Origin of the sequence: Serratia sp. YC16, assembly GCF_009707615.1 — a bacterium.
Taxonomy (GTDB): domain Bacteria; phylum Pseudomonadota; class Gammaproteobacteria; order Enterobacterales; family Enterobacteriaceae; genus Serratia; species Serratia surfactantfaciens.
Genome location: NZ_WLYN01000013.1, coordinates 24125 through 50215 on the forward strand (window position 1 = coordinate 24125; position 26091 = coordinate 50215).

Here is a 26091-nt window from a genome sequence, read left to right on the forward strand (position 1 = left end):
GCGGGTTACTTTTTCACCGGATGATCGCGCCGGAACAGCTCCCAGCTTTCTATTTCCTGCCCATTCGGCAAAGTGCAGGTGGAATACTGGCCCGCCGCGTTCTCTTTGGCGTTCAGCTTGCCGCCGATTTTGGTGCAATACACGTCAGCCGGGTTCGCCATGCCGATCGGTTTCACCTGCGGCGGTGGCGGCGCATCGTTGGATTTCACGGAACACCCCTGCAACATCGTCATCCCTGCCAGCAGGGAAAGCATCAACGTTTTTTTCATTTTTCCAGCTTATGCAAAAAACGAACGGCGGAGCGCGCTCCGCCATTCGCTGATCATGAAATAAAGGATTTGCCCTGTTTCAGCACCAGATCGCAGGCTTTCTGTTTCACCTTCTCGGTGATCTGCGAGGTACCCAGGCTGTTCAGATCCAGGCTCTTGCCTTCCCCGGTCTGCAGCAAGCCGCCCAGGCCCTGCTGATAATCCTGGCTCTTGGCGTTTTCAGTGCTGGTGATGCCCAGCTTGCTGAGCAGTTGATCTTTCACCCCTTCGGCGCCGTTAGCCGACAGCACGTTGTTTTTCACGCAGTACTGCAGGATGCCGGCGGCGTTGGTCATGCTGCTGGAGCTCAACGCTTTGTCGCCACCGTTCAGCAGGCCGGTCAACGAGGAGAGCGACATGCCGCCGCCGCTGTCGCCGCCCGATTTGCTCAGTTCGCCCGCCGCGCTGCTGAGAGAATCCATCAGACCGGCGGCCTGGGTGGCGCCGCTGGCCAGGGTCGCGGACAGCGCCAAAGCCAGCAGTAAACGATGTTTGGTGATCATAGTAGTAAAACTCCTGTAAGAACGGCATGCGATCGGCGCAGCGCGCCGGGATACCTTTCCGACGCCGCCGGCGGCGACAAGTTCCTTTTATCTCGCCGCCGCGCCGTTTTTCGGAATCCAGGAAGTTTAGAACTGCCAGCGCAGCCAGGCGAAGAACACGTTACCGTTGTTATAGGTGCCGGGAATGTAGGTCGCCTGGAACGTCAGCCGCTGATAGCCGATAGAGGCCAACGGCAGCGGCGCCGGGATAGGAATGTATTTCCAGTTATCGCGTGCGGTGACGCTGGCGGTGAAGCCCAGCCCCAGGCGGAAATCCTTGTCGTCCAGCGGGCGCCAGATCTTCTCGTAGGCGTAGCCGCCGATCGGCTCCCATTTGTTGAAGGAGTCCTTGAACGCCATGATGTAGATGCCGTGCCAGTCACCGTCGCTGTCGTAGCGGGAGATGCCGTAACCGGCGCCCCACGGGCGCTCGTTGTACTTATCGATATGTTCATCATCGTAAGTCCAACGGTTGTGCCAGGTGATGGCCGGGATATAGAGATCGTGGTTAGGCGAATTGTTCCAGGTCTCCGCCACGTTATGGGTAAAACGCTGCCATAGACCCGGTTTCTCAGCTTGCGCGGTATTGCCACTTTCTGTACTAACCTCAGCGTAAGAAGGCAGTGCAGGAAATATCAACGCCAGAGAACATGCCAAAAGAGTCCGTTTGAGAAACATCGTAAAGCTCCTGTAAAAATACGGCCGCAGATTTTTACCGATAGCCCAGGCAAGATCAAGCTGTATCTAATTTATCCAACGCCCGTTGTGTTTTGGTTAAGCTTAGCACCGGAAAATTCACTTTGGTTTATAACAGCTTGCACCGGCAGCTGCATATTATCGCCTTTCGGGCGGCAAAACCGTGGGAAAAGTCCGCTTTGTCGCACGCTACTCACGAGCAAGGTGCTTGACCAGCACATCGACATCGAGACGGTTCACAAACTCCAGGGAATAGGAGGAGTAAAGACCGAACAGGCGGTTTTGGTGCCCGACCACCACCAGATCGATACCGGCCTGGCGAATAAAATCGCTCACGTCCTTAAAGCGCCGAATGGTGACGATCTCTTTAACCGCAACCGGCGCATCGACGGCGCTCACCAGCCGGCTCAGCATCGCCTTGGCGGCGATCACTTCCTGCGCCTGACGATCCTTGACCAACGCGTCGCTGCCGCATTCCAGCTCCGCGTAGTCGGCGTTAAGGTGGCCGACGGTGATGGCGACAGGCAGCCCGCGCACCATCGCCACCGTTTGACGCAGCAATGGCAGCCCATCATGCTCATCATGAATCAGCACCAGAATATGTCGATAGCTTTTCATCGCTCTTTCTCCCCGCCGGTCAGTGCCCCTGGGGCGCCGCCCTCTCTGGTAGGTATACGCCATCTGCGCGCACGTAGAGAAAAGTTTACGTATCAGTTCGCACGGAATGTGATGGCCGCCACGTTATATTAGCGCCCGTGACGGCACATTTTTACCCCGGCCCGACGCCGCGCGCATTGCGGCATCCGTAAAGCAAAACTGACAACCCTGCCCGAATAAAAAAACTCCATTGTTAAATTTTTGTTTTTGGATAGTTACGGAATGGTTTCGTGAAATAAGCGTGCGGCGGATCACCAAAATGCGTCCTTACGTGAGGTTATGCATTTCTTTCTCAGGCAAAACGCGCTGCAGCGCCCAATGGGATTTTACGCGGCGTCAGAAGTACCGGATCATTCGTCCTGCATCATGCCAAATGCCACTACGCCGCCATTTTTCCGCCGATATACCGTCAATGAAAAATACCGCTCGGCCCTGACACACAATAACCACACTATTTATACATAAAGCCATCGCGTAAAGCGCCGAATACAAACCGCCTATTCATCGCCTGCTCCCCCTATCTTGAACAAGCCGCCACTTTAAATAACTGTTAATGCTAACGACACAACATCGCCAGCAATTTATTTTTGCTGATTTTCGCCTGACAAAATAAAGATAAATAATCCGGAGCAATCAATGAAAATAACTATCGGGTCATTCATTCTGCAACAGCTGCACGCCCTGGACGTCGATCGCATTTACGGCGTGCCCGGCGACTATAACCTCAGCCTGCTGGAGCTGCTGGAAAGCGATGAACGGCTGGCGTTTGTCGGCAACTGCAATGAGTTGAACGCCTCCTACGCCGCCGACGGCTACGCCCGGATGAAGGGCGCCGGCGCGCTGATCGTCACCTATGGCGTCGGCGATCTGGCCGCGCTGTCCGGCATTGCCGGGGCCTATGCCGAATCCTCGCCGGTGATCTGCATCGCTGGCACGCCGCCGCTGCACGCGATGAAAAATCATCAGCTCTTACACCATACCCTTGGCGACGGCAATTTCGACAACGTCATGAACTGCTTTAAACAATTCACCGTCGCTCAGGCTCTGATTACGCCGGAAAATGCCGCGCAGGAAATCCCACGCGTTATTTCCCGCGCCTGGATAGAGAAGAAACCGGTGTATTTACAGCTGCCGTCAGATATTTGCGATGTCGAAATTGAAGTCGCCGAAGCGGCGAAGGCACCGCAGTTGCCGGCCAGCGATAAATACAATGTGCAATTAGCGGCGATGGCGCTGTTAACCAAAATAAAACGCGCGCAGCGCCCGATCATGTTGGTCGACCAAATGGTGGATCGTTATCGGCTACAGAAGTTGGTTATCGATGTCGCTCACCGCTTTGCCATTCCCCTGACCAATATGCCAACCGCCAAATGCATTATCCCGGAAAACACCGCCGGTTGGATGGGCGGCTACAGCGGCAACCTGTCGCGCCCCGAACTGTATGACCGCATGGCCCACTCAGACTGCGTGCTGAGCTTCGGCGTGCGTCTGGTGGATTCCACCACCGGTTATTTCTCGCAGCAAATTCCCGCCGCCGCTCAGGTGGACATTCAGCCGTTCTCGATGAAACTGGACAACACCTCCTACCCGGCGGTATCGACGGCGGATCTGCTGCAGGCGCTGCTGGAGCTGAGCGAAGATGCGCCGGCGCAACGCCTGCCGCCGCTGGCCGATCCGCGTGACAAGCTGGCGACGCCGAGCGACGCCCCCATCGACCAGGCCTATCTGTGGCAACGGATCCAACGTTTCATCCGGGCGGATGACGTGGTGGTGGTCGAAAACGGCACCTCGGGCGCCGCCATCGGCGGCATGCGCATGCCCGACGGCGTCAAGGTGGTCAACCAACCGATTTGGGGCTCGATCGGCTATACCCTACCGGCGCTGCTCGGCACCCTGATGGCGGCCCCGGAGCGCCGACACCTGCTGTTCATCGGCGACGGCTCCTTCCAGCTCACCGCCCAGGAAGTCTCCACCCTGCTGCGCTGCGATCAAAAGCCGATCATCTTCCTGATCAACAACGATGGCTACACCATCGAGCGCTATATCCTCGGCGAAAGCTCGTCCTACAACGATATCAGCCCGTGGGACTACGCCAAACTGCCGGCGGTGCTGAATACCCAAGCGCAGCCGTTCAGCGTGGCGGTGGAAACCACACAACAGCTGGAAATGGCGCTGGAACACGCCTCGCGGCAGGATCGGCTGGCGTTTATCGAGGTGAAAGTGCCGATGATGGACACGCCGCCGGTGATGAAAGAGTTCTGCAACCGTTGCAACAGCTTTAACTTCGGCCTGACCAACCCACGCCGCAGTGCCTGAGGCGCTACCGTGCCGCTTCTCAGGAAGCGGTATCGGTTTGCAACGCCGCCGCGATCTCGCTCCCCAGCGTTTGCGCCAGCGAACGCCGGGGGCCCTCCCCGATACGCAGCGCATTCACCACCGTCGGCAGCGGCAGCAAACGTTCCAGCGTCCTATCGATTCGCACTCGTCGATCCAGACATCGCTGATTGAGCACGCCGACCCCCATACCGGCGGCAATCGCCGTCAACATCCCGGTAACTGAAGGGCATTCCAGAGTTATTTTGCAGCCTATGCCTGCAGTGCTCAGCAACCGTTCCGCCAGGCTACGATAAAAACAGTCCGGTCCGTAGCTCACCAATTTGATGGATTCCCCCTGCCGATAGTGCCAGCCAGGCGACGAACACCAATGCAAACGTTCCCTACCGAGCAACGTCTCGGCCTCATCATGCGGGCCGTCAAACCTCTGGTACAGGATCAGGTCGAGTTCTCCCTGTGCCAATCCGCGGCGCAGCGACTGGCTTTGGCCGATAACCAACTGCACGTCAACCTGCGGGTGCCGATCGCTGAACGCCGCCAACAGGGCTGCCAACGGCGGCAACGGCGTCTGCTCCGTGGCGCCGAGCCGCACCGCGCCCTGCAGGGCTGAAGGCGCAAAATGCGCCAGCGCCCGATCGTGCGCACTCAAAATGCGCCGCCCGTGTTCGGCCAACACTTCACCGTCTGCGGTGACGGCCAATGCCGCCCCCTGGCGATCCAGCAATGTGCGCCCCAGTTGCGCCTCCAGCCGTTTGATTTTCCAACTGACCGCCGACTGGCTGAGATTAAGCTGCTGCGCCGCTCGGGTCATGCTGCCGCTGTCAATCACGCACAGTAGCGCACGCAAGGCATCTATCGACAAACGCTGGTTCATGTTTCCACTATGACAAAACTGGGATGAGCTCACCATAACTTGTCATTGGCGTCATGAAAAGGCGCCGGTTAGGGTAGAAAAACATCCCTTCTCTGGAGATTCGTCATGAATGCTTTTCCCAATCTGCTTAACCAACACCGGATCATCAACGGCCATCGCATCGCCGCCGGCGTCCACGGCGCGGGGGAACCGCTGGTGCTAGTGCATGGCACCCCAGCGCACGCGATCGTCTGGCGGCACCTGCTGCCGTCGTTGATTGCGGCGGGATTTCGGGTTCATCTCTACGATCTGCTGGGGTTCGGCGCCTCGGAGCGGCCGCTGACGGCGGATACCTCCATCGCCGCGCAGGCGGAACTGCTGATCGCATTGCTGGATGACTGGGAGCTGGAAACGGCGCACATCTTCGGTCATGACATCGGCGGCGCGCTGTCGCTGCGTGCGGCCTTCAGCCATGCCGCGCGTTTTCGCTCGCTGACCATCGCGGACATCTGCAGTTACGATTCCTGGCCTTCGCCGTCCTGGCGCGACATGCGCGCCCATTATCAACACTATGCAGTCATGGCGCCGGAACAGCATGAACAGGCGATGACGCGGCAATTGAAAATGGCGGTGTTCGACAAAACGCTGATGGAGGGCGAACTGCTACGCCACTATCTGACGCCGATCGTCGGCGTCATCGGCCAACCGGCGTTTTACCGGCATCAGATCGCCCACTACGATGCCCGTTATACCGCCGATTTTTCCGAGTGCTTGCCGGCGCTGCACCTGCCGGTGCAGATCCTGTGGGGAGCCGACGACGAGTGGCAACCGCTCAGCTACGCTCATCGGTTGCAAAGCGATATTCCCGGTGCCAGGTTGCAGGTGTTTCCCCAGGCCGGGCATTTTCTGATGGAGGATGCGCCACAGGCGGTGGCGCAAGCCGTGATCGACTTTATTCACTCGCTCTGACGGCGCAGCCGTTACCCGCCGCCGGCGCGCGCCATGCAGCGCTGGCGACGTTCGTCCACCCGCTTGGCGAACCAGGCGGTGGTCAGCTTGCGGGTGATTTTCGGGCTTTCCAGCTGGATGCCCGGCAGCATCTCGCGCGGCAGTTTGCCGCCCGCCAACGCATAGACTTTCTTATACAGGTCGGTGTCGGCGAAGCCGGCGGTATCGCCTTTCTCCAACGCCCGGCGAATGGCGCTGTCGCTCATGTTAAGACGCTTGCCGAGTGTGCGCACCGCCAATTCGGTGGCACCGGGCTTGTCGCTGCCGAAGTCGATCAGATCGCCGTCCAGCGCCAGCGGAATGGCGCTCGCCCGGCTGACCGCATTTTGGAACGCCGCGTTGCGGCTGGCGTACCACCCGGCGTTGAAGTCGGCGAAGCGATAAATCGGCCGGCTGTAATCGGCCGGATATCCCAACAAATGCATAATGCCGAAATACATGCCGCCGCGCCGGCTGAAGACTTCGCGGCGAATAGAGCCGTCTACCGGATAAGGGTATCCTTTGGCGTGCGCCTCGGCGAAGGCGACGCTCACCTGCATCGGGCCGCCGGTATGCACCGGGTTCAAATGGCCAAACAGCTTCTGCCCCATCGGCACGCGGTCAATCATGTCATCGAAAATATCGCTCAGATCCTTCTCGGTGCGCACCTTATCCAACCGCTCGCTGTAACTCTGGCCGTTCGACGACGAGATCTTCAACGCGGTATGCACCAAAAAGTTCGGGATGTGCATCTGATCGGCGCGGCGGTCGATCTCCTTCCAGGCGATCTTCGGCAGCCCCGGCACCTGCGGGTTGGCCTGGAACGTCGATTCCTGTTCGGTCACCGCCAACACTGAGCACAGGTTTTCATTACTCGGTTCGATGTCCTGCGCGGCGAAGGCGGCGGCGATATCGGTGGCCCAGCCCTGACGGTCGCCGGCGTTGGCCGGGATCAGTTTCATCAGTTGAGCTTTGACGTCGGCAGGGCGCGCCGCCGGCGCCGTGGTGGTGGTTTTATTGGTGCAGCCCGCCAGCGCCAGCAGCGCGGCCAGGCTCAGCAAACGGAAGGGCATCGGGTGGCATAAACGGCGTATCGGCATCTTTTCCCTGAACGTAATGACATCAACAGCACTGAAATTAGCCCAGCCGCCGCGCACAATCCAGTATAAAGATCTCGTCGCGTCTTTCCGTCAGGCCGCTATGTTCAAACGACCGATAAAAATGTATTTTATATGCATCATATAAATCACTTTGCTCGCCCAGCCAGAGGAGCCCCCCTATGGAGCAGCAGCTGCTTTGCTATAAAACCCTGCCGGAATGGAACAGCGACACGCTGCCGGAAGCCTTTCGCCAGCGCCACAACACCCAGAGCGGCACCTGGGCGAAACTCACCGTGCTGAGCGGCAGCCTGACGTTCGCCATGATGACCGAGGATGGCGCCACCACCGAGACCTGGCAGTTCAGCCCCGAAAGCCAGCCGCCGTTTATCGAACCGCAGCAGTGGCATCGCATCGTTTCCTTCTCGGACGACATGACCTGTCGGCTGGCGTTTTACTGCACGCCGGAAGAGTACTACCACAAGAAATACCAACTGACGCGCACCCATTCCGAAGTGATCGAGGCGGCGGCACGCATCGCGCCGGGCAAGGCGCTGGATCTGGGCTGCGGCGGCGGGCGCAATTCGCTCTATCTCAATCTGAAAGGCTTCGACGTCACCGCCTGGGACAAGCACGCGCCGTCGATAGCGCGCCTCAACCAGATCATCGACGCCGAGCAATTGACCCACCTGAGCGCCAGGGTGCAGGATCTCAATATCCACCGCTTCAGCGGCGAGTATGACTTCATCCTGTCCACCGTGGTGTTGATGTTCCTCGAGCGCCAGCAGATCCCGCATATCGTGCAAAACATGCAGGACAGCACCGTGCCCGGCGGCCATAACCTGATCGTGGCGGCGATGGATACCGAGGATTATCCCTGCCCGCTGCCGTTCCCGTTCACCTTCAAGCCGGGCGAGCTGAAGCACTATTATCGCGACTGGCAGATCCTCAAATACAACGAGGACGTCGGGCAACTGCACAAGACCGATGCCGCCGGCAACCGCATCTCGCTGCGCTTCGCCACCCTGCTGGCGCGCAAGCTATAACGCGTCGTGAAAGATCACCCCTAGCGTGTGGCGTTGCCCGGTGCGTATCCGGCTGACGCCGTGGCGCAGATTGACCCGATAGTAGCCTCTCGCCCCGGCCACCGGCCGATGGTGCACCGCGAACACCACCGCGTCCCCCTGCTGCAAGGGCACCACCTCCGGCCGGCTCTGCATGCGCGGCCGCTGCTCGGTCAGCACAAACTCGCCGCCGGTGAAGTCTTGCCCGGGGGCGGAAAGCAGGAACGCCACCTGCAGCGGAAACACCCGTTCGCCGTACAAATCCTGATGCAAACAGTTGTAATCCCCCTCCGTGTAACGCAACAGCAGCGGCGTTGGCCGCCGCTGGCCGGCCTGATGGCATTCAGCCAGGTAGGCCTCGTGTTCGGCGGGATAACGCGTCTCCAGACCCAGCATGGCATTCCAACGATTGGCCAACGGCGCCAACCGCGCGTACAGCAGGCTGCGCGCTTCGGCCACCGGGGGCGGTAACGGATACGCAAAATACTGGTACTCGCCGCGGCCAAAACCGTGACGCGCCATGACGATGCGGCTGCGAAAATGTTCGCCATGCGGATAAAGCGCCGCCAATTGCCGGCACAGTTCGGCGCTGAGCACGCCCGGCAGGCGCGCGCTTCCCTGCGCATCAAGTTCGCGTTCGATCGCCGACCAGTCCAATTCGACCAACCGCGCCGCCAGCGCGCCGCTCATCGCTGCGCCTCTTTTTCCAGCAAGGCTTGCTTGCGCTCGACGCCCCAGCGATAACCGGACAAGGCGCCGTCGTTGCGCACCACCCGGTGGCAGGGGATCGCCACCGCCAGCATGTTGGCGGCGCAGGCGCCGGCTACTGCGCGCACCGCCTTCGGCGCGCCGATGCGCCGGGCGATATCGGCGTAGCTGACGGTTTCACCGACCGGTATCGCCTGCAGCGCCCGCCAGACTCGCTGTTGGAATGCAGTGCCGCGAATATCCAGCGGCAGCGCCAGCCCGCTCTCCGGCGCTTCGATCAGCCCCACCACCTGCGCCATCAGCGTTTCATACTGCGCGTCGCCGCCGATCAGTTCAGCGTTGGGGAATTTGTCCTGCAGATCCTGCACCAGCTGCTGCGCATCGTCCCCCAGCAAAATGGCGCAGATGCCGACTTCGCTTTGCGCCGCCAGGATCTCGCCCAGCGAACAGCGCCCGACGGCGAAATGGATGCGCATGCCTTTGCCGCCCGCCCGGTAGGCTTTTGGCGTCATGCCCAGCGCGGCGTTGGCTTGCTGGTAAAAGCGGCCGTTGGCGCCATAGCCGGCGTCGAATATCGCGTCGGTCACCGTCTCCTGCTGCTTAAGACCGCAGCGCAACCGCTGGCTGCGCTGCGCGTCGGCATAGCCTTTCGGCGTCAGGCCGGTGATCGCCTTGAACAGCCGGTGAAAATGGTACTGGCTCAACCCGACGTGGCGCGCCAGCATCTGCAGCGACGGCGCTTTCTCCGCTCGTTCGATATAGCGGCAGGCCTCGGCGATCTGCTGCGCATGCTGCTCAGACAGCGGCGTTAGCCCCTGTCGGCAGCGTTTACACGGCCGATAGCCGGCAGCCTCCGCCTGCGCCGCGTCGTCGAACAGCTCCACGTTTTGCCGATTCGGCTGGCGTGACGGGCAAGAAGGCGAGCAATACACGCCGGTGGTTTTCACCGCGTAGATAAAGCGGCCGTCGGCGTGTTTGTCGCGGCTGACAATCGCCAGCCAGCGCGGATCGGCGCTGTCGATTAAGTTTTTCATCATCCGTTCCTCACTGCGGTTTCGGTGTTAACCAGCATAGTGACGGGCCGTTAGCGAAACACGCCGACTCTTGCTTTTTAATTCGGCGCCGACGTTTTCAACAATCTTTCGACAATTTTTAACCAACAACATGAAGTTTATTACGTTGCCAACCCGCTTGCACGGCGTTAGGATCTCGGCCGGCCACGGGCGTGGCCAGTGTTTTTGCCTGTTAGTTGCGCGCATGGAGAGGTTATTGTGTTAGAGAGTTTTGGCGTCCTGAATTTATGGACCTATTTGGCCGGGGTGGTCTTCATCATCATTCTGCCGGGGCCGAATACGCTGTACGTGCTGAAAACCGGCGTATCGCGCGGCGTGCGCGCCGGCTACACCGCGGCACTGGGCGTGTTTATCGGCGATGCGATCCTGATCTTCTGCGCCTATATCGGCGTGGCTTCGCTGATCCGCACCACGCCGTTCCTGTTTACCCTGGTGCGTTTTCTCGGCGCGATTTATCTGCTGTTCCTCGGCGCAAAAATCCTCTACGCCACCTTCGTGCAGAAGGCGCAGGCGCAACAGCAGCAAATTGAAGGCGGCCACAGCATTCTGCGCAAGTCGCTGACGCTGAGCCTGACCAACCCGAAAGCGATCCTGTTTTACGTGTCGTTCTTCGTGCAGTTCATCGACTTCAACTACGCACACACCGGGCTGTCGTTCACCATTCTGGCGCTGATCCTCGAAGCCGTCAGCTTTATCTACATGAGCACGCTGATCTTCTCCGGCGCGATGCTGGCGCATTTCTTCAATCACAAGAAAGGCCTGGCGAAGCTCGGCAATGGCCTGATCGGCCTGCTGTTCCTCGGTTTCGCCACCCGTCTGGCGACGCTGAGTTCGTAATCCCTCTCGGCCGGCGCCCGCCGGCCGCAGTTTACTCGTCCGTCACGGCAAAATGACACGCAGGGCAAACCGAATGTCAGGCAGACCAAAGCCGCCGCTTTCCCGCTGATATAGACTTTCAGGGTTAACCCTAACCTGATGAGCCTGATCGGAGGATGTATGTCTGACAATACCGTAGCCGTGCTGGATAGCGTATCGCGTTTTCTCGATCGTCAGCATGGGCTGTATATCGACGGCCAGTGGCGCGCGTCCGTCGCGGAAGGCCGCCTGGCGGTGTATAACCCCGCCAATGGCCAGCAGATCGCCACGACCGCCGACGCCAATGAACACGACGTCGCACTGGCGGTGCAGTCCGCCCATAAAGCCTTCAGCGAAGGCGTCTGGGCGCAGCGCCTGCCGGTAGAACGCGAGCGCATCCTGCTGCGCTTCGCCGATCTGGTGGAGCAGCATGCCGAAGAGCTGGCGCAGCTCGAAACCCTGGAACAGGGCAAATCGATCAACATCGCCCGCGGCTTAGAAGTCGGCAACACCCTGAATTGGATGCGTTACACCGCCGGGCTGGCGACCAAAATCACCGGCCAGACGCTGGACGTGTCCATTCCGATTCCGCCGGGCGCCAAATATCAGGTTTATACCCGCAAAGAGCCGATTGGCGTGGTCGCCGGCATCGTGCCCTGGAACTTCCCGCTGATGATCGGCATGTGGAAAGTGATGCCGGCGCTGGCGGCGGGCTGCTCCATCGTCATCAAACCGTCGGAAACCACCCCGCTCACCCTGCTGCGCATGGCCGAGCTGGCGAGCGAAGCCGGCGTGCCGCCGGGCGTGTTCAACGTGGTCACCGGCCGCGGCACCGTGTGCGGCAAGGCGCTGACCGAACATCCGCTGATCGCCAAAGTCAGCTTTACCGGTTCCACGCCGGTCGGCAAAAGCATTGCGCGCGCCGCGGCGGATCGCCTGACCCGCGTGACGCTGGAGTTGGGCGGCAAAAACCCGGCTATCGTACTGAAAGACGCCGATCCGCAGCAGGTGATCGAAGGCCTGATGCTCGGCAGCTTCCTCAACCAGGGGCAGGTGTGCGCCGCCAGCTCGCGGATTTATATCGAAGCGCCGATTTACGACCAGCTGGTAGCCGGTTTTGAACAGGCGGTGAAATCGCTGTCGGTCGGGCCGGGGATGGATGCCGGCGCGCAAATCAACCCGCTGGTGTCGCTTGCGCACCGCAACAAGGTGGCGGCCTACCTGGACGACGCCCGGGCGAAAAACGCCGAGCTCATCGGCGGCGCGGCCGGGCCGGACGCCAACGGCTTCTACATTCCGCCGACGCTGGTGATCAACCCGGACGATCGGTTGAACCTGACGCGCGAAGAAGTGTTTGGCCCGGTGGTCAACCTGATCCGGGTGGCGAGCGCCGAAGAGGCGCTGAGCAAGGCCAACGACACCGACTTCGGGCTGACCGCCAGCCTGTGGACCACCAGCCTGCAGAAAGCGATGGCGCTGACGCCGCGTATTCAGGCCGGCACCGTGTGGGTCAACACCCATACGCTGATCGATCCGAACATGCCGTTCGGCGGGTTTAAACAGTCGGGCAGCGGCCGCGATTTCGGCCCGGATTGGCTGGACGCCTACACCGAATCGAAATCGGTCTGCATCCGCTATTGAGTGAAGCGGCGCGGGCCTGCCCCGCGCCCAGACTTATTGATATTGCCGGCGGTATTCGCTCGGCGACATGCCAAAGCGCTGCTTGAAAGCGGTCGAGAAATGGCTGTGATCGGTGAAGCCCCAGTCGAGGCCGATGCCAGCCAACTTCTCCTGACCGGCGGCGCTGCGCAGCGCCTGCGCACACAGATCCAGCCGGCGGTTCCTGATGTACTGCGCCACCACCAGCCCCTGTCGGGCGAACAGCCGATACAGGCTGCGCAACGAGACTCCCAACTCGGCCGCCACCCATTCCGGGCGCAGCTGCGCCGACTGGATATGCCTGTCGATCAATGCCAACGCCTTGTCGAAAACCGACGGAGGCCCCTCCGGCCGCGCCTGTTCGAGCGCCAGCGCCGGACGCAGCAGCGCCGCCAATGCATTCAGCACCGCCTCGCTTTCCGCCGCGGCGAGCAGCGGATCCTGCATGCTGCTCAGCACCAGTTGGCGGCTGAGACGCACCGCGCTGAGCTCCGCCCCCAGACGCCGCGCGCACGGCGGCGGCAACGGCAGGCAGCCGCGCGGCAACAGCAGAGAAATTTGGCGCGAATCGCGCTGGAAGGTGAAACTGCTGGGCTGTGAGGCGTCAATCAGCGTCATATCGCCGGGAGAGAGCACCGTCTGGCGGTCGCCCTGCTCCATCAACGCACTGCCGCGCAGTTGGAAAACGGTAAAAAAGTGCGCGCCGTCGCTGCGGGCGATCTCGCGCGGCGTGCGGTACAGCCGGGCCTGGGACACATCGACCACGCTCAGACGCAGCGCATGGGCGCGGAATTCCTGCATCGCTCCGCTGAAGCCCGGCCCCAGCGTTTTCGCGCAGAACCTGCCGCAGGCGGTGTTGATTTTCCCCAGCCACTCTTCGAAGCCGGCGTCCCGGAGCGTTGCCAATGCCGTCATGATCTCTCCCTTCGAACAGCAGCAGCGCTGCGCCGTTGAACAGAAAAACACCATAACAATCCGTTAACACACAATCAATGATCAACGGGGGATTTGGCGCCGCGATCACAATTCACCGGGCGCGTTGTCATCAATTCGCCACGAAACCGTCATCGCATCATCACAACCCTCATCAAAGATACAAGGCTGCTGTTCCCTTCACTTTGACACCCTGGACCTGATCCGATGAAATCATTGCAAAAATCCGCTTTGGCGCTGTGCTTGTTTACCGCCAGCGCGCTGGCCGCGTTCCACGCGCAGGCGGCAGAGGAAGCCCAACCGTTCACCACCGCGCAGCAGGTGGATCTGACCCACATTCTGCCGCCGCCGCCGGCCAACGACTCGGCTCAGACCCAGCGCGAACTGCGGGAAGTGCTCGACATGCAACAGAAACGCACGCTGGAGATGGCCAGCCAGGCCAAAGCGGATGCGGAAGAGAACGTTTGGGTGTACAGCAACGTGATGGGGCCGAAGTTCAACGCCCAGGCGTTGCCGGCCGTGAGCGCCTTCTTCGATCGCATCGTCGCTACCGAAGCGGCGGTGGTCGATCCGGCGAAAGATTTCTGGAAGCGCCCGCGCCCGCATATGCTGGACAGCCGCATCGAGCCGATCGTCAAACGCTCCAGCTCCGGCTCCTGGCCTTCCGGCCACACCACGCTGGGCACGCTGATGGGCATTACCCTGGCCAACATGGTGCCGGAGAAGCGCGCCGCCATCATGACGCGCGCCTGGCAATACGGCGACAACCGGGTAGTGGCGGGCATTCACTACCCTTCCGATATCGAGATGGGCCGCATCGCCGGCAGCGTGATCAGCCAGCAGCTTTCACAGCAGCAGGATTTCCAGCAACAGTATCGGCAAGCGCGCGACGAGCTGCGTCAGGCGTTGGATTTGCCCGCGGCGAAATAGACCCGGCGGCTAACACCGGGCCCAGGCGGCCCGGTTTACGGCTGTTTGTCCAACAGGTAACGCACCACCGCCGCATACTCTTTGGCGTAGCCTTCAACGCTGGTGCTGGCCATGCCGGCATTGTCTATCTTGTATTTGCCTGCCACGTAGAACGACGGGGTGCCGCGCACCTCGAACGCTTTCACCGCTTCGTTCTGCTTGGCGATCAATCCTTTGACCAGCAGGCTGTGGCGCGCGTTTTCGTAGGTGGCGGCATCGATGCCGGCCGCCGTGAACACCCGCTGAATATCCTCGGCGCCGTTGACGGCGCGCTGTTTCTGCACCGCTTCGAACATCGGCCCTTCAATCTTGTCTTCCACGCCCAGCACCGTCGCCACCGCCCAGGCCTCGGTCAGCTCATTGCCCAGTTTGCCCATCAGGCTGACGTGATATTTGGTCAGCTTCTCGCCGGCGGGCAGCGCCTGCGCGACAGTGCTGCCTACGCGATAGGTTTCGGCGAACTGATAGCAAGGGCCGCAGTAGAAGGAGAAAAATTCCACCACCGCCGGCGCGGTGGCCACCGGCTTATCCAGCCGGGTGTATTGCTCGCCCGCACGGTAATCCGCGGCCTGAACCGCGGGTAACGCCAACATCAATACGACGGCGGCGGCGAACGAACGCTTAACTTTTGCCAACATAAACACTCCTGGTTTCATCTATGAACATCGTCCTTAGCGGCGGTTTTTATAATCAAATAACCGCCAGAAGACCAGTTTTTATTACCTTCTATTTGTGAGGGATTATGTTCAGCGCCCTTCGTAGCCGTCCCAATAGGCGCCTACCGCCTCCTGCGAGAGCACCTGACGGCGTTTAGGATTGTCGGAGCCGCTGTAGGCGCGGTTGATGAAGATGGTTTTGTGTTCCATGTTCTGCTGGAATTCCGGGCTGGCCAGATAGTCGGCTTTTTTCTGCGCTTCACTGCGCGCCACGCCCGCCGCGCGATCCTTTTTCCCCATTTGGTAGAATTGTTCGAACATCGGCACGGCGTTTTTAATGCTGCCGTTCACGTCGGTGCGGAACCCCGGCTCGAAGTCGTCGCGGGTTTGATAAATGTAGTGCTTGGCATGCAGCTCGGCGCTGCTGAGATGCTGGGTGCAGGCGCTGAGCGCCAACAGCGGCAGCAACAGCGCCGCGCTTTTCAGTCTTTTCATATCGTCTATCCCTGTCAGTGAGGAAGGTTCCTTCAGCGCCACGAGCATAGCGCTGAACGCCCGCGAACGTCAAACGGCAGGAGAGAGTCATCTTATTGTTTTATATTAATATTATATAAATTGATTGGTATTCATTGCCTGAAACACTATGCTTTAACAGACAGGGCAAAACACTCACCGACAGCGAGGTGGCCAATGAAACCGATCGACAAAAACGTGGGAGAGTACGACCTCACGGCGGAAAAAAAAGCGGGCATGATCACCGGCACGATCCGCGGTGAACTGCCGGACAGCGACGCCAATCTGCCGCTGCTGCCCTTCTCCGGCACCTTCGCCGGCCCCAGCGTGGCCGAAGCCATCGCCGATATTCAGCAGCAGTTCCCCGACATCGAACCGGCGATTATCGACGATTTGCGCGAGGAGCTGCTGAAGGCCGGGTTTTAATCCGGATCGCGGTGCCGCACGAACGGGCTGTAGACCGGCGCGCCGGGCTTCAGCGCCAGATCGGCGTCAAAATCGTCATTGCGGTTGAACGGTACCGCCGGCCAGGCGGCAAGATCGCTTAAGCCTTCCCGATACGCCTGCGTCACCTGCGCCAAAGCGGCGTTCTGCGCCCGCCGCTCCTCGTCCGCCAACCCGCCGCGCACGCCATAGACCAGGAACGGCTCCAGCACGCTAAAGCCGATATAGTGCAGCGCATGCATGATTGGCCACAGCATCAGCCGCATATCGCCGTCGCGCCCGTCCGGCGCACAGGCCTGAGCGGAAGCGCCGGCGGTGACGGTCAGCAGCGCCCGTTTGCCGCGCATCACGCCGTTCTCATGGCGGTGGCGGCTGTCGTACACCCCGCCGTAAACGAACACCCGATCCATCCAGCCTTTGAGGATGGCCGGTGCGCCGAACCACCAGAAAGGGAACTGCAGCACCAGCGTATCCGCCCAGCGCAGCAGCTCGATATGCCGCCGAATCTCCGCCGGCAGCGCCTGGATCGTCCAGTGATGGCGCTGCTCCTGCATCGCATCAAATCTGTCCGCCTGCTTTCTGCTGGGGTAGTGGCCGGCGCCCTCGCGCGGATCAAACCCCTCCTGATACAGATCGACCGTCTTCACCTGGTGCCCCTGCGCCAGCCAGGCCTGCCGCGCCTGTTCAGCCAAATGGGCATTGAAAGAATGCGGCTCGGGGTGAGCCAGCACAATCAGCACGTTCATCCTGTTTCTCCCGTTGTAAGGTGGTGCTGTTATGCTGTGGCTTTCTCACCCCCTTGGCAATTACGCACCTGAAGGTAACCCCCAATGGCTTATCCCGGCGACGTCTATTCGAGCAAGTGTTCCGCGCGCGATGCGCTGGCGCTGATTTCCGGCAAGTGGGTGATGCTGATCCTGCCTGCGCTGGCACAACGCCCGATGCGCAACGGCGAGCTGCTGCGCCGCATCGACGGCATTTCGCAGAAGGTGCTGACACAAACGCTGCGTCAATTGGAACGCAATGGGCTGCTCGAACGGCTGGATTTAAGTGAAAAGAATCAGTCGCATGTGGAATACCGGCTCAGCGCCGTCGCCTGCTCGCTGGGCGAGACGCTGGCGGCGCTGGATAAGTGGGCGGAATACCATTTCCCCGAGCTGGACGCCGCCCGCGAGCGCTATGATGCTGACCGCAGGCGCAAGGCCGATTAAAGCGGTTTGGCCCGCAGCGTCTCGCCGCTGCGCACGAAATTGCCCGCCCCCAGATGATGAATGGTGTGCAGATCCGCATTGGCGGCGGTGAAGTGCCAGCGCCCCTGTTGGAATACCCGTTCGTCCGCCGCCGCGCTCAGCACCTCACCGAAACAGGTGTCGTATTTTTCCTGCGCGCCGCTTTCCGGCAGCAACCGACACTCCAGCCACGCCACGCAGCCCTGTTCGATCAGCGGCACCTGCAGCGTGGCGCTCGGCGCTGCGGCGATGTGGAAGCGGGAGAACTTGTCGTCGTCCAGCCCGGACACGCTGCCGACCGCGTAGGTGGCGTCGATGAACATCGCCGCCGGCACGCAAATACCGAATGCGCCGCTCTCTTCGATCATCTGCCGACTGTGTGCGCCTTTATCGACCACGATGGCGATGCGCGGTGGGCTGAACTCCACCGGCATCGACCAGGCGGCGGCCATCACGTTGCGTTTGGCGCCGTCGCGGCTGCGACTGGTGATCAAGACCGTCGGCCCGTGGTTCAGCAGGCGGCTGGCGTGTTCGAGGGCGACAGGGCGAAAGTGGCTCATCGGGAAATCCTTGCGAGTGAGTGATTGTCCCGCAGTGTAGATCTACGCCGTAAAGGCAAGCAATGCGGGGCGCACAGAATGCGCAGATGAGAGGCTTGTTCCCCGTCTCGCCATCCGTTATCTATAGTTAAATCAATTCGCCGGTAACGGCCCATTCCACCTGAGGATCTTGCCTTGACGTTTTTAAAACACCCTATCGCCGGATTGGCGCTGGCCGGCTGCGGCCTGTTGTCGGCGGGCGGCGCGCTGGCCGCTTCCGATGCGCTGGTGTACTGCACCGTCGCCTCGCCGGAATCGTTCAACCCACAGCTTTCCAGCTCCGGGCCGACCTTTATCGCCACCTCACAGGTGCTGTACAACCGGCTGGTAACGCTGCGTGAAAGCGATAAAACGCCCGCTCCTTCGCTGGCCACCGAGTGGAGCGTCAGCCCGGACGGCAAGACCTACACCTTCACCCTGCGCCAGGGGGTGAAATTCAACAGCAACAAATACTTCACCCCAACGCGCGACTTCAATGCCGAAGACGTGGTGTTCACCGTGATGCGGCAGAAGGATCCCGCTAACCCCTACCACAAGGTTTCCGGCGGCAATTATGAATACTTCACCGACATGGGCCTGGACAAGCTGATCACCAAGGTGGAAGCGGTGGACGAGCATCACGTGCGCTTCACGCTGAGCCAGCCCAACGCCGCCTTCGTCGCCGATTGGGCGATGGATTTCGCCTCGATCCTGTCCGCCGAGTACGCCGACGCGATGTTGAAAAAGGGCACGCCGGAATACGTCGACAACTGGCCGATCGGCACCGGGCCGTTCGCGCTGCAGCAGTACAAGCAGGATTCGCTGATCCGCTACATCGCCAACCCGCACTACTGGCAGGGCGAAGTGGCCAGCAAGCACCTGATCTTCTCCATTACGCCGGATCCGCAAACCCGGCTGGCCAAGCTGAAAACCAACGAATGCCAGATCATCCCGGCACCGCTGCCGGAACAATTCGCCGCCATCAAGGCCGACAGCAACCTGCAGCTGCACGATATTACCGGGCTGAACGTCGGCTATCTGGCGTTCAACACCCAGAAAAAACCGTTCGACAACCTGCTGGTGCGCCAGGCGCTGAGCTACGCGGTAGACAAGAAAGCGATCGTCGCCGCCGTGTTCAAAGACAGCGGCACCCCGGCCAATTCGCTGCTGCCGCCGGGCATGCTGGGCTACAACGATAAACTGCCGGAGTACGCCTACGATCCGCAGAAGGCGCGCGAACTGCTGAAGCAGGCCGGGCTGGAGCAGGGCTTTGAGACCGACATCTGGTCGATGCCGGTACAGCGCCCCTACAACCCGAACTCGAAGCGCATCGCCGAGATGATTCAGAGCGACTGGGCGAAGGTGGGCGTGAAGGCCAAGATCGTCACCTGGGAGTGGGGCCAGTATCTGGCCGGGCTGCGCAAAGGTGAACAGCAGAGCGCGCTTTACGGTTGGGTGTCGGACAACGGCGATCCGGATAACTTCGCCACCCTGCTCGGCTGCGCCGGCGTGCAGAGCGGCGCCAACGTGGCGCGCTGGTGCGATAAGGATTACGACAAACTGATCCAGCAGGCGATCCAGGAAAACCAGCCGCAGGCGCGCGCCAAGCTGTATCAACAGGCGCAGGTGATCTTCGCCAAACAGGCGCCGTGGCTGCCGTTGGCCACCGGCAAGGTGTTCTACGCCACCCGCAGCAACCTGAGCGGCTATGTGGTGGACGTGAACGGCAGCGATTTCGCCAAGGCCAAATTAAACTGACCCCAGGGCGCCGCAGCGGGGCTGCGGCGCCCCCCGTCTCATCGCTTAATAAGCTGCCAGCCTCTGAACCTACCGCGCATTAACTTCACAACTTACGATGCTAACTGTCTCCCCTGTCGCCAGGCACTTAACCCATTAAATTCATAGCTTAATAAGCCTATCCCCCTGGCATTTTGCTTAAACTGCATGCAGGCGCTTTCCTCGCCTGTAACATTTCGTTACCATCGGCGCACAGACCCTTTAACATCAGAAGGTAACCCGGTGCCAAACACCTACATGCCGTGGCAAATCCGCCTGCACTGGCTGGTGGCGATCCTGCTGGTCATCACCTGCGCCGCCATCGAGCTGCGGGGCTTTGCCGAGCCGGGCAGCGCGCCGTGGTACGTGCTGGTCGTCACCCACTTCAGCTGCGGCGTGACGGTGTTTGCGCTGATGATCGCCCGCCTGTTCCTGCGCTGGCGTCACGCCTCGCCCGCTATCACGCCCAAACCGCCGAAGTGGCAAACCGGCCTGGCGCATCTGACGCATACCCTGATTTACCTGCTGCTGTTGACGCTACCGGTGCTGGGAGTGTATTCGCGCTATCTGGGCGGCAAAGAGTGGTACCTGTTCGGCCTGCCGATGCCGTTCGCCGAGGTGGCCGATCGGCCGCAGGCGCGGATGATTATCGGCTGGCACAAAACGCTGGCGTCATTCGGCTACTGGCTGATCGGCCTGCATGCCGCCGCCGCGCTGTTCCACCACTACATCGTCAAGGACAATGCGCTGGTGCGCATGCTGCCGTTGATGAAAAAGCGCTGAATACCCGGCGCCAGGGATGAATTTTCGGGCCACGCCCGCTGACAGGGAATGACATGCAAACCCAATTTTTTCATGTGACCGTCGAGCAATGCGCCTGCCAACAGACGGCGCCCGACAACCTGGTGAGGCTCATCGCTTCCGGCCAAACGTTCTTTTTTTACCGCGACGACTTCAGCGACAGCGAAAACCTGCTGGCCACGCTCGCCGCCGGCGATCGGGTGAAGATCGGCGCTCACCGCCTGCGGGACGGCAGCTACTGGCTGCACTGGCTGCTGCACGGCACGAAAGGCCGGCTGGAGCCCGACAGAACGCTGAAATACAAGCTGAAATACTTTGCCCTGCTGTTGCTGGGCATCGTGCTGGCCGGCGGTTTCCCGGCGGGCTTTTTCATCATGGACCGGGAAGACTCCTGGCTGACCATCGTCCTGTTCTTTATCGCCATCATCGCCGGCCTTATCGGTGTCGGCATGGTGTTGTTCGTCGGTTCAGAGCTTCTGCTGATCGGGCACCGCGGCCGCAGGCGCCTGCTCAGGGCGCTGGATCGCGTGCTGCTGGGGCAAGACGTCACGCCGCCCGGCTCACTCAGCCTGAAAATCCCCGGCATCAAATACCGGGCCGCCCGCGCAGACACCGTGCCGGCGACCGCACCGCTACAGACCGCGCCTCCCCTTCCGAACGGCGTCGAGGCCTCCGGCATCGAGACGGTCAACGCCCTGAGCTACGAACTCTGCCAATATGAGCTCCCGCGGCAGGTACAGTATTTGGACACTTATGCGTGGCGTCAGAAGGATACGCACTTCGCGTTGACGACCCGCGCGCTCAACGTCCCCAATACCAAACTGCATCCGGTATTTCGTCGGCAACATCCGCTTTTCATCGCCAAAGGCGACCCGCTGCAGGTGTTGTACTGCGAGAATGACGTCATTCCCGAGTTGCCCAAGGTGCGTGGAATCATCAATCACCGCGACCGCCAGACCTATCTCATCGGCAGCAATCGCTACTTCACCGAAGCCGGCCTTAACCTGTGCGCACGCGCCGTCTTCATTCTCGGCGCGATCATGATGTGCATTATGCTCGCCCTGATAGTGTGGGATAACGCCGATACCCCTGCCGGCTTTCACCTGGATGCCTGGACCCTGAAGCGCCTCGGCAGCGAATTGCCGCCGATTCTGCTGCTGATGATGCTGATGGTCAGCGGCCTGGCGCTGCTGATCGAGGGCTTCGCCCAGATCTGCCGCCTCTACGCTTTTGACCAGCACCGCACGTTTAAGACGTTCAAATACCTGCGCACTCTGCGCCGCAGGCTATGGCGGCAGGAACAGGTGACGGAGCTGAAATGATGACGTTAGCGCTTTATAAAAGACCTCTTCTCATCCTGACGCTGTTTTTGGCCAGCGCGCTGGGCTTTTATTTCCTCGCTCCTGAGCAACGCTACGCACAGTGGCAATGGACCCAGGGCGACGAGGCGTTGCCGACGATAGCCCGCTACGATCTCATCCACAGCTACCCGGCACAGGACGGCGCTCTGCTGCTCACCAGCAAAAGAAGTGAGACCAGCGCCTACAACAGCTTTTACGGCTGGGCGGCCAACTACCTCAGCCAGGTGCTGTTCGTCGGCCCAAAGGGATTACAAATGCTGGGGGAGCTCGACGAGTCGATCCACGATGCGGTTTGCAGCGCGCAAGAGTGCGTGCTTTTTCTGTCCAAGGGGCGCCGGCTGGTCGATGTGCAGCGGGGCACCATCGGGCCGCTGCTCCCCTGGGCGGAAGGCGATGACAATCTCCCGTCCTTGATCGGCGGCAAACTGGTGGCGCTGCCGGGAAAACGCGCGCTGTATTTCATCAGTACCGAGGGCATTTTCTACAGCCCGGACTTCGGCGCCCATTGGCGACAGACGCTGAATCTGCCGGCACTGCTGGACGAGCGGCAGCTGCTGGGCTTTGAGCGCGGCGAGGAAGAGTCATCGACGCGTTTCGGCAAAGCTGCTCGCAAATCCATGCCCGAGATCTTTACCGCCGTTGATGGCGATCGCGTGCTGTTCTGGATGAACCCGGTGCTCGGATCCGGCGCGTTGCACATCGCCGTTAACGGCAAAACCGGCGAGATGACTGAATGGCATTGGCTACTGGTGCGCGTGAACGAAAGCGCGCAGGCCCCGGATGGCGGCATCTACCTGATCGCGCAGACGCTGGACAGAGGGCTGTATCAGCTCCTGCGCTATCAGCCCGATGGGCAGCTGACGGCGCTGCTGGAAAATGGTGATAAATCGCTGTATCAGCTGTGGGCGGGCAACGACAAGCTGGTTGCCCAAACGGATAACGGCGATGCGCGTCTCTCGCTGATTTTCGATCTGCGTTCATCCGACGTGCGCTACCGGCAACCGTTGGAGTACCGCTACAACGGGCGCGACGACGCACGCCAGACCGTGGTCGAACCGGAAAGCCACTACGACGACGCCCGGGATACCCCGGCGCTGCCTTACTTCGTTCGCTACCGCGCCACCACGCCGTGAACATGAGGAACTTGCCATGCTGTTAGGTTATGGCGCCGGCGTCGCGGGGCTGCTGGCGCTGTTGTTGGCCTTGCTGCTCGCCGGCATCCTGATCGCCTGGTGGGGCTGGCGCTACGTCGCCGCCCGCTGCGGCCGCCCGCGTCCGCCGCTCTCCTGGGGCGGCTATCTGCTCGCCTCGGCGCTGGCGGTGTACCCGGTGGCATGCATGCTGGCGCTGATCGGCACCCTCATCCAGGATATCAAAAGCCAACGAGCTGAAGATCGTTGGAACCAACGCAGCTACCTGACGCTCGACGAGGCCAGGCCGTTTGGTGAGATCGCGCTGCCAAAAGGAAGCTGGGTAAACCGGCAGGATCCGCGCCTGCCCGGCAGCGAAAACAGCCCCGTTACGATGAACGGCGTCACCGCAGTGCGCTTCCCTCAGCCGCAAAACGTGGCCGGCGTGCCGATCGTCGCCTTCGAGGTTTCACCGCCGGTGATGGAGCTGGCGAGCGCGCATACCTTTACCCGCCCGAGCGGCCAAACGGTGCGCTGCGAAGCCGGTTGGCTGGTCACCTTCTTTTTGCCGCCGGATCGGCCGGCCGTGCAGTGGGAGGAGTGGCAAGCCGGGCTGCCAGCAGCGGCGTTTCGGCCCAGCGGTTGGACGTTCAGGGAATGCTTCTCCGGCAGCCCGATCGCCGTGCTGACCCTGCAGAACGGCGAAGTCAGGGTGCTGCCTTAAGCATCATGTCGTGGCGTTGGGCAGGCGCACGGTCATGCGGTTATTGGCCGTGGGCAGCTGCAGTGGCGCGTCCTGCCAGCTCACCGCGACAACCAGAACCGGCGGAGCCGCCACGCGCGGCTCGCGCCCGTCCGGCCCCACGCTGTAGGCATCCCATTCAATCACGAACACCCCGCCATCCTGCGGCTCTACCCGCTCGACGAAAAAGGTGGTGTCCGCCCCGCGCCCGCCCGCTGGTTTATGCGCGTAAGAGAGTAGGCTGAACCACTCGCCGGCAAAATACAGATGGTACAGACCGTCGACGATCTGCTCGCCGCGGAACTGGCAGCCGCCGACGCTCAAGCCGTCACCCGTCGGGGATTCCGTCACGCGTTCGAGATCGCGTACCAAGAGATCGGTCGGCCTGTTATCCAGCAATAGCTCATAAGGCGGCGCGTGCAGCAGCGCGGCGGGATCGTCCGCCTGGCGCAGATCCGCCGGTAACCGCGAACGCGCCGCCAGCGTGCGGCCGCTGGGCAAGGCGATCTCCAGACGATCCGCCGGATCCTCCACCCACTGCGGCACCCACAGGCCACGCACCGGATGCAACGGCGTAGCCTCCACCTGCCGACACCTCGCCCGTAGCCGCGCCAGCGCCTCAGCGGCACCGGCGGCCAAGGCTTCCTGTTCGCGATCGGTCAGCGCAGGCAGCGCGTACATCGCCCGGGCGGCGGGTTCGTATACCGTCAGCCCCTCACCCTCGCGGCTGCGGGTCGGGATCAGGCGCAGCTTGCCATCATCCACGTCCTGCGGCGCCGCACAGGCGCCCTGCACAATCGCTCCGTCGCGCAGCAGCAGCGTCCAAAAGTTGGGGCCGCCCATGCCCAGCTCCCCTACGCCGCCGATCTGCCGGTCGCTGTCACCGGCGTGCGCCATCTCAATCGGTTGCGAACGCCAGTCGGTCTTGCGCCACTCGGCGGCCTGCCCCTCGGGTTGTTGCGCGCCTTTAGCGGCGTATTTCGTCCACTGCAGCAGGGCAAACAGCGCGATGCACAGCGCGCCGAGAATCGGGTAATCCTGCCAAATCAGCAACCAACCGACGATCAAAAGGGCCCAGGCGGCCATGGCGATATCCTTGTTTCAACAGAGAGCGGCCGCCTGATTCTAGCGCAGGAAACGTCAGGGGTTGAAGCCTATGCCATGAATAATTAGCCGTTAAATAGAAAGATAATAATTTCAGAGTTATTTCTGTGACTATAAAGATCACATAAATAACGCTTCACAGAGTGCCTTTAACGTAAAAAGATAACTGCCTGTATATCAATATAATATTTACCCCTTGTTAAAAACCGGAAAAGGAAAGCGGAAAAAAACTGCAATAATTTGTGCATATTCCAAACATTGACTATGTTTAGACATACTATTTATATGCAGCTGGACACAAGCAAAGACACTGACAGCAATTAAAAAAGTCCGTTTTTTAACGGGCGAGGAAATATTTTATCGACAATATTCCGAGGAGGCTTTATCTCCATGGAACGGATAACTTTGCGTTTTATCAAGCCAATAGGCTACACACCGCAATTAATATCATTATTAGCATTCCGGAGAGCGACAATGAAAATCGTTACAGGCATTATCCTTACCTCTGTGGCCGCCTTCAGCAGCGTGGCTTACGCGGCCGATGCGCAGCCTACCACCGGCAGCGCGGCGGTGATGCTGGAACACGTGCACGCCGTGATGGAAAATGGCAGCCCGGCGCCGCAGCATGACGCCGCCTGCAAAAAAGAACTTTCCATGCCGGAATCGAAATATATGGGCATGAAGGTCAAAACCGATTACACCATCAACAGCAGCACCATGATGATGTCGGCCAAGTCGATGTTCCCATCGCCGGATTCCATGAAACCGATGGAGCTGACGGTCGATCTCTCCGCGCTGGGCCTGGCGGATGTGTATGCCTTCGGCGCCTTTAAACCGGCGGCGCTGCCACAGGCGTATATTTATTTCACCATCGACAAGAATTTTAAAGATCCGGTCAGCACCTTTATGATCATTAACCAAGGCAAGCAATATAACTGCGTGATTTCCAGCTCGAATAAAATGATGAGCAAAGAAATGCGCGGCAAGATGATGATGAAGAAACAGTAACGGAATGAAAAACG

28 protein-coding genes are annotated in these 26091 nt (G+C 60.5%); 14 read left to right on the forward strand and 14 right to left on the reverse strand.

The features are described from left to right. Nucleotides 1–5: 5 nt before the first annotated feature. The 4 genes from GKN89_RS22055 to GKN89_RS22070 form a co-directional block, all read right to left on the reverse strand. Nucleotides 6–269 carry a DUF333 domain-containing protein gene (locus GKN89_RS22055; protein WP_019454261.1) on the reverse strand — a complete coding sequence of 88 codons (264 nt, stop codon included), beginning with the start codon at nt 267–269 and terminating at the stop codon, nt 6–8. 53 nt (nt 270–322) lie between these two features. After that, nucleotides 323–811 carry a DUF2501 domain-containing protein gene (locus GKN89_RS22060; protein ID WP_074055268.1) on the reverse strand — a complete coding sequence of 163 codons (489 nt, stop codon included), beginning with the start codon at nt 809–811 and terminating at the stop codon, nt 323–325. Between the two features lie 126 nt (nt 812–937). Next, entirely contained in the window at nt 938–1528 is a 591-nt protein-coding gene (gene pagP / locus GKN89_RS22065) for a lipid IV(A) palmitoyltransferase PagP (RefSeq protein WP_025160075.1), read from the reverse strand. A gap of 207 nt (nt 1529–1735) precedes the next feature. Beyond that, a complete protein-coding gene (locus tag GKN89_RS22070) occupies nt 1736–2164 on the reverse strand; it encodes a universal stress protein (protein WP_154747775.1) in 429 nt (142 codons plus the stop codon). A 675-nt stretch (nt 2165–2839) separates the two neighbouring features. On the opposite strand from GKN89_RS22070, the gene GKN89_RS22075 reads away from it, so the two are divergent. Further along, entirely contained in the window at nt 2840–4519 is a 1680-nt protein-coding gene (locus tag GKN89_RS22075; RefSeq protein ID WP_154747776.1) for an alpha-keto acid decarboxylase family protein, read from the forward strand. A 19-nt stretch (nt 4520–4538) separates the two neighbouring features. Here the strand turns inward: GKN89_RS22075 and GKN89_RS22080 are convergent, their stop codons facing one another. After that, a complete protein-coding gene (locus GKN89_RS22080; protein WP_154747777.1) occupies nt 4539–5411 on the reverse strand; it encodes a LysR family transcriptional regulator in 873 nt (290 codons plus the stop codon). A gap of 105 nt (nt 5412–5516) precedes the next feature. Between GKN89_RS22080 and GKN89_RS22085 the strand changes: the two genes are divergently transcribed. Beyond that, the gene (locus GKN89_RS22085) at nt 5517–6359 is read left to right on the forward strand and encodes an alpha/beta fold hydrolase (RefSeq protein WP_154747778.1); all 843 of its coding nucleotides are present in this window, start codon (nt 5517–5519) and stop codon (nt 6357–6359) included. An 11-nt stretch (nt 6360–6370) separates the two neighbouring features. On the opposite strand, the gene GKN89_RS22090 is transcribed toward GKN89_RS22085, so the two are convergent. Continuing rightward, nucleotides 6371–7477, reverse strand: coding sequence for a DUF1615 domain-containing protein (locus GKN89_RS22090; RefSeq protein ID WP_154747779.1), 1107 nt, complete (start codon nt 7475–7477; stop codon nt 6371–6373). Nucleotides 7478–7656: 179 nt separating this feature from the next. On the opposite strand from GKN89_RS22090, the gene tehB reads away from it, so the two are divergent. Continuing rightward, nucleotides 7657–8520 carry an SAM-dependent methyltransferase TehB gene (tehB, locus tag GKN89_RS22095; RefSeq protein ID WP_154747780.1) on the forward strand — a complete coding sequence of 288 codons (864 nt, stop codon included), beginning with the start codon at nt 7657–7659 and terminating at the stop codon, nt 8518–8520. Here tehB and GKN89_RS22100 read toward each other — a convergent pair. Together GKN89_RS22100 and ada are read right to left on the reverse strand one after the other, a co-directional pair. Further along, on the reverse strand, nt 8515–9228 hold the full coding sequence (locus tag GKN89_RS22100) for a 2OG-Fe(II) oxygenase (RefSeq protein WP_063918805.1): 714 nt from the start codon (nt 9226–9228) through the stop codon (nt 8515–8517). The two genes, tehB and GKN89_RS22100, sit on opposite strands and share 6 nt — an antisense overlap. Next, nucleotides 9225–10280 carry a bifunctional DNA-binding transcriptional regulator/O6-methylguanine-DNA methyltransferase Ada gene (gene ada, locus GKN89_RS22105; protein WP_154747781.1) on the reverse strand — a complete coding sequence of 352 codons (1056 nt, stop codon included), beginning with the start codon at nt 10278–10280 and terminating at the stop codon, nt 9225–9227. Before ada ends, GKN89_RS22100 begins: the two co-directional genes overlap by 4 nt. A 237-nt stretch (nt 10281–10517) precedes the next feature. On the opposite strand from ada, the gene leuE reads away from it, so the two are divergent. Beyond that, the gene (leuE, locus tag GKN89_RS22110) at nt 10518–11156 is read left to right on the forward strand and encodes a leucine efflux protein LeuE (protein ID WP_016928933.1); all 639 of its coding nucleotides are present in this window, start codon (nt 10518–10520) and stop codon (nt 11154–11156) included. 159 nt (nt 11157–11315) lie between these two features. Next, on the forward strand, nt 11316–12815 hold the full coding sequence (locus GKN89_RS22115; protein WP_154747782.1) for an aldehyde dehydrogenase family protein: 1500 nt from the start codon (nt 11316–11318) through the stop codon (nt 12813–12815). 33 nt (nt 12816–12848) lie between these two features. Here GKN89_RS22115 and feaR read toward each other — a convergent pair whose 3' ends face one another. Continuing rightward, nucleotides 12849–13748 (reverse strand): transcriptional regulator FeaR, encoded by a 900-nt coding sequence (gene feaR / locus GKN89_RS22120; RefSeq protein ID WP_019454274.1) that lies wholly within the window; start codon nt 13746–13748, stop codon nt 12849–12851. Nucleotides 13749–13973: 225 nt separating this feature from the next. On the opposite strand from feaR, the gene GKN89_RS22125 reads away from it, so the two are divergent. Further along, nucleotides 13974–14696, forward strand: a complete 723-nt coding sequence (locus tag GKN89_RS22125; RefSeq protein WP_154747783.1) for a phosphatase PAP2 family protein — start codon at nt 13974–13976, stop codon at nt 14694–14696. A gap of 35 nt (nt 14697–14731) precedes the next feature. Here GKN89_RS22125 and GKN89_RS22130 read toward each other — a convergent pair whose 3' ends face one another. Together GKN89_RS22130 and GKN89_RS22135 are read right to left on the reverse strand one after the other, a co-directional pair. Then, nucleotides 14732–15373 (reverse strand): protein disulfide oxidoreductase DsbA, encoded by a 642-nt coding sequence (locus GKN89_RS22130; protein WP_019454276.1) that lies wholly within the window; start codon nt 15371–15373, stop codon nt 14732–14734. Between the two features lie 108 nt (nt 15374–15481). Further along, nucleotides 15482–15886 (reverse strand): Exc2 family lipoprotein, encoded by a 405-nt coding sequence (locus GKN89_RS22135; protein ID WP_019454277.1) that lies wholly within the window; start codon nt 15884–15886, stop codon nt 15482–15484. A 195-nt stretch (nt 15887–16081) separates the two neighbouring features. On the opposite strand from GKN89_RS22135, the gene GKN89_RS22140 reads away from it, so the two are divergent. Continuing rightward, on the forward strand, nt 16082–16330 hold the full coding sequence (locus GKN89_RS22140; RefSeq protein WP_019454278.1) for a hypothetical protein: 249 nt from the start codon (nt 16082–16084) through the stop codon (nt 16328–16330). Here the strand turns inward: GKN89_RS22140 and GKN89_RS22145 are convergent. Continuing rightward, complete coding sequence (locus GKN89_RS22145; RefSeq protein ID WP_154747784.1) at nt 16327–17094, reverse strand: NAD(P)H-dependent oxidoreductase; 768 nt, start codon at nt 17092–17094, stop codon at nt 16327–16329. The two genes, GKN89_RS22140 and GKN89_RS22145, sit on opposite strands and share 4 nt — an antisense overlap. An 84-nt stretch (nt 17095–17178) precedes the next feature. Between GKN89_RS22145 and GKN89_RS22150 the strand changes: the two genes are divergently transcribed. Continuing rightward, nucleotides 17179–17559 (forward strand): helix-turn-helix domain-containing protein, encoded by a 381-nt coding sequence (locus GKN89_RS22150; protein WP_154747785.1) that lies wholly within the window; start codon nt 17179–17181, stop codon nt 17557–17559. Here GKN89_RS22150 and GKN89_RS22155 read toward each other — a convergent pair. After that, nucleotides 17556–18137, reverse strand: a complete 582-nt coding sequence (locus GKN89_RS22155) for a flavin reductase family protein (RefSeq protein ID WP_019454281.1) — start codon at nt 18135–18137, stop codon at nt 17556–17558. The genes GKN89_RS22150 and GKN89_RS22155 overlap by 4 nt on opposite strands. Nucleotides 18138–18311: 174 nt before the next feature. Between GKN89_RS22155 and GKN89_RS22160 the strand changes: the two genes are divergently transcribed. From GKN89_RS22160 to GKN89_RS22180, 5 genes are all read left to right on the forward strand, one after another. Continuing rightward, on the forward strand, nt 18312–19913 hold the full coding sequence (locus GKN89_RS22160; protein ID WP_019454282.1) for an ABC transporter substrate-binding protein: 1602 nt from the start codon (nt 18312–18314) through the stop codon (nt 19911–19913). A gap of 276 nt (nt 19914–20189) precedes the next feature. Next, entirely contained in the window at nt 20190–20714 is a 525-nt protein-coding gene (gene cybB / locus GKN89_RS22165; protein ID WP_154747807.1) for a cytochrome b561, read from the forward strand. A gap of 53 nt (nt 20715–20767) precedes the next feature. Then, the gene (locus GKN89_RS22170) at nt 20768–22054 is read left to right on the forward strand and encodes a hypothetical protein (protein WP_154747786.1); all 1287 of its coding nucleotides are present in this window, start codon (nt 20768–20770) and stop codon (nt 22052–22054) included. Then, nucleotides 22051–23226 carry a hypothetical protein gene (locus tag GKN89_RS22175; protein WP_019454285.1) on the forward strand — a complete coding sequence of 392 codons (1176 nt, stop codon included), beginning with the start codon at nt 22051–22053 and terminating at the stop codon, nt 23224–23226. The genes GKN89_RS22170 and GKN89_RS22175 overlap by 4 nt, the downstream gene beginning before the upstream one ends. Before the next feature lie 16 nt (nt 23227–23242). After that, the gene (locus GKN89_RS22180) at nt 23243–23947 is read left to right on the forward strand and encodes a hypothetical protein (protein ID WP_154747787.1); all 705 of its coding nucleotides are present in this window, start codon (nt 23243–23245) and stop codon (nt 23945–23947) included. Between the two features lie 3 nt (nt 23948–23950). On the opposite strand, the gene GKN89_RS22185 is transcribed toward GKN89_RS22180, so the two are convergent. Next, nucleotides 23951–25051: a hypothetical protein gene (locus tag GKN89_RS22185; RefSeq protein ID WP_154747788.1), complete on the reverse strand. Its 1101-nt coding sequence runs from the start codon at nt 25049–25051 to the stop codon at nt 23951–23953. A 492-nt stretch (nt 25052–25543) separates the two neighbouring features. Between GKN89_RS22185 and GKN89_RS22190 the strand changes: the two genes are divergently transcribed. Further along, nucleotides 25544–26077 (forward strand): hypothetical protein, encoded by a 534-nt coding sequence (locus GKN89_RS22190; protein ID WP_154747789.1) that lies wholly within the window; start codon nt 25544–25546, stop codon nt 26075–26077. The last annotated feature ends 14 nt before the right edge of the window (nt 26078–26091 follow it).